Source organism: Pseudomonas sp. CM25, from assembly GCF_013179705.1.
Lineage (GTDB): Bacteria > Pseudomonadota > Gammaproteobacteria > Pseudomonadales > Pseudomonadaceae > Aquipseudomonas.
This window is the reverse complement of sequence record NZ_JABMCW010000037.1, coordinates 20,535-27,697: the sequence shown is the minus strand read 5'-3', so window position 1 is coordinate 27,697 and position 7,163 is coordinate 20,535. Positions and strand designations below refer to the sequence as shown.

The window sequence follows — 7,163 nt, the reverse complement described above, 5'->3', positions numbered from 1 at the left end:
AACACCAACGCCACCGGCAACAGCGGCACATCTTCGTAAAAGGTTACATCCCCTGCAGCAGAACCCAGCGTCAGAATGACCACGAGTTCAAAGCGCGACAGTTGCTTGATGCCCCGACGGCCGCTGGATTTCAAAAAGAGAAAAACCGCGAGGAAGGCGGCAAGAACACGACAGGCAACTTCGAGGAGGAAGGTCAGAGGAAGTTCGCCCAACAGCATCCGTTGCAAGTCGAAGGAGACCATGGGTTGTTCCCGTCATTTGCCAGCCTGGATGTACAGGTCGACCCTTTCACCGTTGCGGAGTTCCAGCTGTTCGCCGCTGTTGGATCAGCGACGGCGGGCAGCTTGCGTGCAACCGGGTCTTGGTGGGGCCAGCGGTGGCAGCGTTTCAGAAACGCGTCGCCAGCCGTCCGGCGGTGCACAAGACCCTTGAGGCCGAAGGCTTGATCTGACGGGCGCAGCGCCAAGGTCGCAGGGTCAGATTTGGGCCTGGCCACCATCGACCAACACTTTTCAGACCCTGCCTGGGTTTGAGCGGGCAGGGGATAAACCCGCTTATGCAGTGGCCGCAGCAGCCTTGTAGGAGATTGCCGAGCCCATTGGGCTGCGCTGTCGCGCAGAGAACTAATGCTGGGCGCTCCGCGTACCCCTGTGGGAGCGGGCGCGCCCTCGCTGCTTGATAATGTGCAGTTGCCCGAGAATAACTCTACAAACGTCTATTCTTGTACAAGTATTCTCAATGAAGGGTGGATCCCATGCCGCGCATGCTCCGCTGGGCCGGCCTGTTTGCGCTGTTGGCTGCCGCACCGCTGCTCGCAGGCGACTGGCGCGCTGCGCTGCCTTCGGCCCAGGTGCTGGGCCGTGGCGACTTCACCTGGTTCGGCTTTCGGGTTTACACCGCGCGGCTGTGGACTGACGGTCATGGGCAGGACTGGGGGCGGCCATTTGCCCTGGAGTTGCTGTACCACCGCGCATTGTCACGGGACAACCTTGTACAGGCCAGCGTCAAAGAGATGCGCCGCCTGAACGACGGCAGCGTGACGCCAACGCAACTTGCCAACGGGGCCAGGGCACTGCAAGCGGCGTTCCCGGATGTGCACCCCGGCATGCGCATCGTCGGCTTGTACCTGCCCCGTGCAGGTTGCCGTTTCTACGTGGATGGAAAGCTCACGGGGGAGGTGCGCGACCCGGTTTTCTGCAAGGCGTTTTTCGCTATCTGGCTTGACCCGCGCGCCCGCGACCCTCAACTACGCCTGCGCCTGCTCGGCCAGGCCGCAGACCCAGGAGCCTGACTATGAAGAACAAGATGGTGCTGCTGTTGACCTGCCTGCTGCTGGGCAGCTGCGGCAACGTCAGTGTCGAGGACTACGCCAGCCAGCAACCAAAGCTTGATCTGGCGGCCTTTTTCTCGCGGCCGGTGCAGGCCTGGGGCATGTTCCAGAAGCGTTCCGGCGAGGTGGCAAAGCGTTTTCACGTGTGCATTGCCAGCCACCGCGAGGGCGAGCGGCTGATCCTCGACGAGCGCTTCGTCTACAGCGACGGTGAACGCCAGCGCCGGGTCTGGACGTTGACACCGGAGCGGCCCGGGCACTGGCGTGGCACTGCCGGCGACGTGATCGGTGAAGCCCGTGGCGAGATGGCGGGCAACACGCTGCGCTGGCGCTACCAGCTGGACCTCCCGGTCGACGGGCGGCACTGGCAGGTGGACATGGACGACTGGATGTACCTGATGGATGACGACACCCTGATCAACCGCACCAGCATGCGCAAGCTGGGCGTGGAGGTCGGCCAGATAACGCTGTTCTTCCGCCGCCTGCCAGCGGGTGCAGCATGCGATTGAGCACCCTCGCACCGTGAAAAAACAGCTGTTGCCGAGCAAGTTGTGCGTGGGCTGTGGCCGCCCGTTCACGTGGCGAAAACGCTGGGCGCGGTGTTGGGAGCAGGTGCGTTACTGCTCCGAACGCTGCCGCCGCTCACGGCCGCGCGGCAAGTCGCAGCAGCAACGGGAAGGCGAGGGCCCAGACCGGGGCCAGTAGCAGGGCGGTGACCAGCGGCCCTAGGGGGAGGGCGACATCGGCCAGCCGCGCGCCGGCCAGGTAGGCCAGTGGGCCGCCAATCCCGCCCAGTAATGCCCCTGACCAGAACCGACGGCCAGCCCAGGCCAGGCTGTGACGCAGGCCGCTGGCCAGCACCAGCCACAGCAGTGCCAGCCACAGCGGCAGTGGCCAGGCTGTGTAGGTGAACACCCCGAACGCACCCAGCAGGCTGTCCAGCATGCAGCCGGCCAGTGTGGCCCGGCACAACGCCTTGGCCTCGGCCCAAGGGGCGGGGCACAGGCGCAGGTGCACGAAGATGCCGAGCGGCACCAGCCACAACAGCAATGGGTGCTGTGCCCCGAGCACGCACAACCACCAGCCGGCCTGCAACCACAAGGCGTTGACCAGCTGCCAGCGGCCCCGGCTGATCACGCTGCCGGCAACGGCGCGCGACGGGCCTGGGGGGCAGCCCACAGCAACTGGGCCACACCAATGGCACGCTCCTCGAAGCCGCCCTGGCAGTAACACAGGTAGAACTCCCATAGCCGCTGGAACGCATCGTCATAACCCAGGTCAGCCAGGGCTGGGCGGGCCTGGCGCAGGTTATCGCGCCAGTGCCCCAGTGTGCGCGCGTAGTCCACGCCGAAGTCCTCGAGGTGCACCAGGTTCAGCGACGTCTGCCGGCTGGCGGTATCGAGCATCACGCTCAGCGAAGGCAGCGCGCCGCCAGGGAAGATATACCGCTGGATGAAGTCCACCGAGCGGCGGGCCTGAGCGTAGCGCTGGTCACGAATGGTGATCGCCTGCAGCAGCATCAGCCCGTCGGGCTTGAGCAAGGCGGCGCATTGGCGGAAGTAGGCGGGCAGGTAGCGGTGGCCCACGGCCTCGATCATCTCGATGGACACCAGCTTGTCGTAGCTGCCGCGCAGGTCGCGATAGTCGTCGCGCAGCACTGTCACGCGCCGTTCCAGCCCCAAGTCCTGCACCCGCCGCCGGGTATAGGTGTATTGCGCCTCGGACAGCGTGGTAGTCGTGACCCGGCAACCGTGCTGGGTGGCTGCGTGGATGGCCAGGCTGCCCCAGCCACAGCCGATTTCCAGCAGGTGGTCGTCCGGACCAAGCTCGAGCTTTTCGCAGACGCGCTGCAGCTTGTTCAGCTGCGCCTGCTCCAGGGATTGTGCAGGGTGCTCGAACTGCGCGGCGGAATACATCATGGTGCGATCGAGCAGCTGCTCGAACAGGGCATTGCCCAGGTCGTAGTGGGCCAGGATATTGCGCCGCGCGCCGCGCCGGCTGTTGCGGTTGAGCCGGTGCAGCAGGCGCAGGGCCGGGCGCCCAAGGCGCGCCAAGCCGCCTTCAAGGGCATCGAGGACCTCCAGGTTGGCGACGAACAGGCGCGTCACCAGCGCCAGGTCCGGGCTGCGCCAGTAACCATGAATGTAGGCCTCGCCAGCGCCGATCGAGCCGTTGCCGGCAATCAGCCCCCAGGCGGCGTCATCGAGCACCTCCAGCTCGGCCTGCAAGGGGCTGTCGGCATCACCGAAGCTCCATTGCTGGCCGTGGCTGAGCAGGCGCAAGTGGCCATGGCGCAGCTTGCCCAACAGGGCCAGCACGGCGCCGCGCGCGAGCCCGCCGAGCCAGGGCCCCAGGCCTGCGGACTTGCTAACGCTCAGGGTCGGGTCGGACATGGTCAGGTTCCTCGCAGGGTTGGCCAAGCGCCAGGTCGCCCGTGTGCTTGGCATGTTCATGGATGGGGGTACGTTTGAGCAGCAGGCGCAGGGCCTGCCAGTAGATGGCCGAGACCGTGCGCAGGCTCATCCACGGGAAGGCCAGGACGTAACCCTGTACGGCGCGCCGATCGAGCGGTGCACGGCGCAGGGCCAGGTCGGCTTCGAAGACCTTGTGGCCGGCCTGCCAGTTCTGCATGTGGATGCGCAGGTGTGCCGGATCGAGGTGGAATCGCAGGCGATAGTCCATCGCCACCGGCATGAACGGCGAGACGTGAAAGGCCTTGGCCATGTGGAACGAACTCGTCAGGTCGCCGTGCACCGGCAGCACATAGTGAAAGCGTTCGCGCCACGGTGTGTTGCGCACCTCCAGCAGGATCGCCGCCAACTGCCCATCGGCGTCATGGCAGAAGTAGAAGCTCACCGGGTTGAACGACAGGCCCCAGCAACGCAGCTGCGACAGCAGGCGCACCGGCCCGCTGGGGATATGGCCAGTGGCCCTGCCGACCAGCACGCGTGCGGCCTGGGCCAGTGGCATGCCTTGGCCGGTCAGGCTCGGCAGGTAGTCGGTCTCGCGCCAGCTCAGCGGCGCCAGGCGCCAGCGCCGCAGCCAGGGTGACAGGCCCAGCCAATGACTTTGCTCGTCCAGGTCCAGCTCGAACATGCCCACCCGGTAGCGAAACGTGTGGGGCCGCGGCGTCAGGCGCCGATGGCTGACCCAGCCCAGGCACAGGGCGCTGTTCACAGCTGCTCCCCGAAGTGGCTGGCCACCTGCAGGGCGCTGACCACGCCGTCTTCGTGAAAGCCGTTGCCCCAGTAGGCGCCACAGAAATAACTGTGCGCCTGCCCCTGCAGGCGGGGCTGCCGCGATTGCGCCTCGGCGGCGGCCACGCTGTACTGCGGGTGGGCGTAGCGAAAACGGGCGAGAATCTGTGCCGGGTCTACCAGCGCGGTCTGGTTCAGGCTGACGCAGAAGGTCGCCGGGGCCTGCAGGCCCTGCAGGATGTTCATGTTGTAGGTGACGGCAGCCGGGGCCTGGGCGTTGCCGCCAAGGCGGTAGTTCCAACTGGCCCAGGCCTGTCGGCGGCGCGGCAGCAGACGCGTGTCTGTATGCAGCACGACGTCGTTCTCGGCATAGCGGATCGCGCCCAGTACTGCTTGCTCCTCGGCGCTGGGGGCCTCGAGCAGGCTCAGGGCCTGGTCGCTGTGGCAGGCGAACACGACCTTGTCGAAACGTTCGCTGCCAGCGGCGCTGAACAGTGCCACCCCCGCTTCGTCGCGGCTAACCCGCTGTACCTTGCAGCCAAGGCGAATGCTGCTGGCGAACGGCTGGCAAAGCGGCCCGACATAACTGCGCGAACCGCCCTCGATAACCCGCCACTGCGGGCGCTCATCCACCGACAGCAAACCATGGTTGCGGCAGAACGTGACGAAGAAACGCAGCGGGAAGGCGAGCATGTCGGCGCAGGACATCGACCAGATCGCCGAGCCCATCGGCACGATGTAATGTTCGATGAAGCGTTGCCGGTAGCCATGGGTTTCGAGATAGGCGCCGAGCGTGGTGCCAGGGTCGATGCGGCGGGCGTCAAGGTCTGCCGGCGCCTGCCGGTTGAAGCGCAGGATGTCGCGCAGCATGCCCCAGAACCCCGGCGACATCAGGTTGCTGCGTTGGGCGAACAAGGTATTCAGGCTGTGGCCGTTGTATTCCAGGCCGCTGCGCGGCTCATGCACCGAAAAACTCATCTCTGTGGGCCGCGAAGCCACCCCGAGTTGGCCCAGCAGGCGGATGAAGTTGGGGTAGGTCCAGTCGTTGAAAACGATGAAACCGGTGTCGACGGCATACTGCTGCCCACCCCACGACACATCCACCGTGTGGGTGTGGCCGCCAACCCGCTGCTCGGCTTCGAACACCGTCACCGCGTGCTTGCGCGACAGCAGGTAGGCGCAGGTCAGGCCGGCGATGCCGCTGCCGATGATGGCGATACGCATGGTCAGTCAGTCCTGTTCGTGGCGGGCCAGGCGCTGCCCCAGGGCCAGGCGCAGGCGCGCCGGCAAAGCCCCAAGCAGGCGCAAGGCAAAAGTGAAAAGGCCGGGAAAGTTGATTTCCAGGGGGCGCCGGGGCAGGCGCCGTGCGATGTACCTGGCGGCGCGCGGCGCCGTCCACAGTTGCGGCATGGGGAAGTCGTTGCGGCGGGTCAGGGGCGTGTCGACGAAGCCGGGGCTGACCAACGTGGTGGCGATGCCTTCGTGGGCCAGGTCGATCCGCAGGGATTCCACCAGATAGCGCACGGCAGCCTTGGACGCGCCATAAGCGCCGGCGCGAGGCAAGGCCAGCCAGCTGACCGAGCTGCCCATCACCACCAGCTGTGGTTGCCGACCAGCGCGCAGCAAGGGCAAGGCGGCCGCGAGGCAATGGCTGAGGGCGAGGACGTTGGTGCGCATTACCCGTTCGACCAAGGCCGGGTCGAAGTGGCCCGGTTCCAGGTACTCGCACGTGCCAGCGTTGAGCACGACCATATCCAGTGCGCCCCATGCCTGCCCGATGTGCGCCGCGATAGCGGCCACCTGGTCCGGGTCGTCAAGGTCGCCGACAGCCAGCAGCGTCTGCTCGGGGAAGCGCTCGGTCAACGGCGCCAGGCGTTCGGCGTCGCGCCCGCCCAGTGCCAGTTGGTGACCCTGTTCGAGTAGGCATTGCGCCAAAGCAGCGCCGATGCCACTGCTCGCGCCGGTCAGCCAGCAGCGGCTCATGCCAGGCGACCCTTGAGCCAGCGGATGGCGCTGCCCATCACCGGTATGTGCTCGTAGAGCAGGGCGCCGGCGTCGAAATAGTCCTGATGCAGGAATACACGCTCACGCCATTGCAGGTAGCTGCAGCCTTGCAGGCTGACGGTGCGGCCCCCGGCAAGGCGCGGGTGGCGGAACTGCAGGACCCAGCGCAGGTAGCCTCGCCCGGGCGCCACTTCGTCCGCATCGAGGAAGGTGTAGTGGATATCCTGTGCGTTGGCGTAAAGCTGGGCAAAGTATGCCCTTAGCGCCTGAAGCCCTTCGATCTGGTGCAAGGGGTCGCGAAAGCACACATCTTCGCTGTACAGGGCTTGCAAACCATCCAGACTTTTCCCGTCAAGGCGGGCAAAGCGCTCGGCGAACTGCGGCAGAAAGGCTGACATGGGCGGCTCCTGGCACGCCTGTACAGCCTGGAGTGGTTGTACAGGTATACCTGAAGCCTAAGCTGAAACCTGTACAAGTCAAAAATCTTGTACAGTTATTTTGTTTCATGATGACTTCCATACCCCAACCGATCGCCAGCCCCTGCATGTCTGGGCCTTACGCCAGCCAATAAAGTTATGGCCCACATCTGAATCTTGTATTTCATCTGCACGCGCACAGCTGATTAGCATCGT

At 65.5% G+C, this 7,163-nt stretch carries 9 protein-coding genes and 1 pseudogene; 3 read left to right on the top strand and 7 right to left on the bottom strand.

From position 1 onward, the window contains the following. Positions 1-242 (bottom strand): annotated as a pseudogene (locus tag HP546_RS06685) (DUF421 domain-containing protein); the annotation flags it as partial. A gap of 512 nt (positions 243-754) precedes the next feature. Here HP546_RS06685 and HP546_RS06680 point away from each other — a divergent pair. The 3 genes from HP546_RS06680 to HP546_RS06670 are packed head-to-tail and all read left to right on the top strand — an operon-like array spanning position 755 to position 2,035. After that, positions 755-1,291: a chalcone isomerase family protein gene (locus HP546_RS06680; RefSeq protein WP_372242417.1), complete on the top strand. Its 537-nt coding sequence runs from the start codon at positions 755-757 to the stop codon at positions 1,289-1,291. A gap of 2 nt (positions 1,292-1,293) precedes the next feature. Continuing rightward, a complete protein-coding gene (locus HP546_RS06675) occupies positions 1,294-1,839 on the top strand; it encodes a DUF3833 domain-containing protein (protein WP_172221443.1) in 546 nt (181 codons plus the stop codon). A 13-nt stretch (positions 1,840-1,852) separates the two neighbouring features. Next, on the top strand, positions 1,853-2,035 hold the full coding sequence (locus HP546_RS06670) for a DUF2256 domain-containing protein (protein ID WP_172221440.1): 183 nt from the start codon (positions 1,853-1,855) through the stop codon (positions 2,033-2,035). Here HP546_RS06670 and HP546_RS06665 read toward each other — a convergent pair. Genes HP546_RS06665 through HP546_RS06640 form a run of 6 tightly spaced genes read right to left on the bottom strand, consistent with a single transcriptional unit; the run spans position 1,973 to position 6,929 of the window. Continuing rightward, positions 1,973-2,464: a DUF2878 domain-containing protein gene (locus tag HP546_RS06665; RefSeq protein WP_372242418.1), complete on the bottom strand. Its 492-nt coding sequence runs from the start codon at positions 2,462-2,464 to the stop codon at positions 1,973-1,975. The two genes, HP546_RS06670 and HP546_RS06665, sit on opposite strands and share 63 nt — an antisense overlap. After that, complete coding sequence (locus HP546_RS06660) at positions 2,464-3,723, bottom strand: cyclopropane-fatty-acyl-phospholipid synthase family protein (protein WP_172221434.1); 1,260 nt, start codon at positions 3,721-3,723, stop codon at positions 2,464-2,466. Before HP546_RS06660 ends, HP546_RS06665 begins: the two co-directional genes overlap by 1 nt. Next, complete coding sequence (locus HP546_RS06655) at positions 3,698-4,507, bottom strand: DUF1365 domain-containing protein (protein WP_172221431.1); 810 nt, start codon at positions 4,505-4,507, stop codon at positions 3,698-3,700. Before HP546_RS06655 ends, HP546_RS06660 begins: the two co-directional genes overlap by 26 nt. Continuing rightward, positions 4,504-5,751 (bottom strand): NAD(P)/FAD-dependent oxidoreductase, encoded by a 1,248-nt coding sequence (locus tag HP546_RS06650; protein ID WP_172221428.1) that lies wholly within the window; start codon positions 5,749-5,751, stop codon positions 4,504-4,506. Before HP546_RS06650 ends, HP546_RS06655 begins: the two co-directional genes overlap by 4 nt. 6 nt (positions 5,752-5,757) lie before the next feature. Next, the gene (locus HP546_RS06645) at positions 5,758-6,510 is read right to left on the bottom strand and encodes an SDR family oxidoreductase (protein WP_172221425.1); all 753 of its coding nucleotides are present in this window, start codon (positions 6,508-6,510) and stop codon (positions 5,758-5,760) included. Then, positions 6,507-6,929, bottom strand: a complete 423-nt coding sequence (locus HP546_RS06640) for a nuclear transport factor 2 family protein (RefSeq protein ID WP_172221422.1) — start codon at positions 6,927-6,929, stop codon at positions 6,507-6,509. Before HP546_RS06640 ends, HP546_RS06645 begins: the two co-directional genes overlap by 4 nt. Between the last annotated feature and the right edge of the window lie 234 nt (positions 6,930-7,163).

Excerpts from the sequence above, each read along its gene's own strand:
- HP546_RS06680 (WP_372242417.1), top strand. The coding sequence starts at position 755 with ATGCCGCGCATGCTCCGCTGGGCCGGCCTGTTTGCGCTGTTGGCTGCC.
- HP546_RS06675 (WP_172221443.1), top strand. The coding sequence starts at position 1,294 with ATGAAGAACAAGATGGTGCTGCTGTTGACCTGCCTGCTGCTGGGCAGC.
- HP546_RS06660 (WP_172221434.1), bottom strand. The coding sequence starts at position 3,723 with ATGTCCGACCCGACCCTGAGCGTTAGCAAGTCCGCAGGCCTGGGGCCC.
- HP546_RS06650 (WP_172221428.1), bottom strand. The coding sequence starts at position 5,751 with ATGCGTATCGCCATCATCGGCAGCGGCATCGCCGGCCTGACCTGCGCC.
- HP546_RS06645 (WP_172221425.1), bottom strand. The coding sequence starts at position 6,510 with ATGAGCCGCTGCTGGCTGACCGGCGCGAGCAGTGGCATCGGCGCTGCT.
- HP546_RS06640 (WP_172221422.1), bottom strand. The coding sequence starts at position 6,929 with ATGTCAGCCTTTCTGCCGCAGTTCGCCGAGCGCTTTGCCCGCCTTGAC.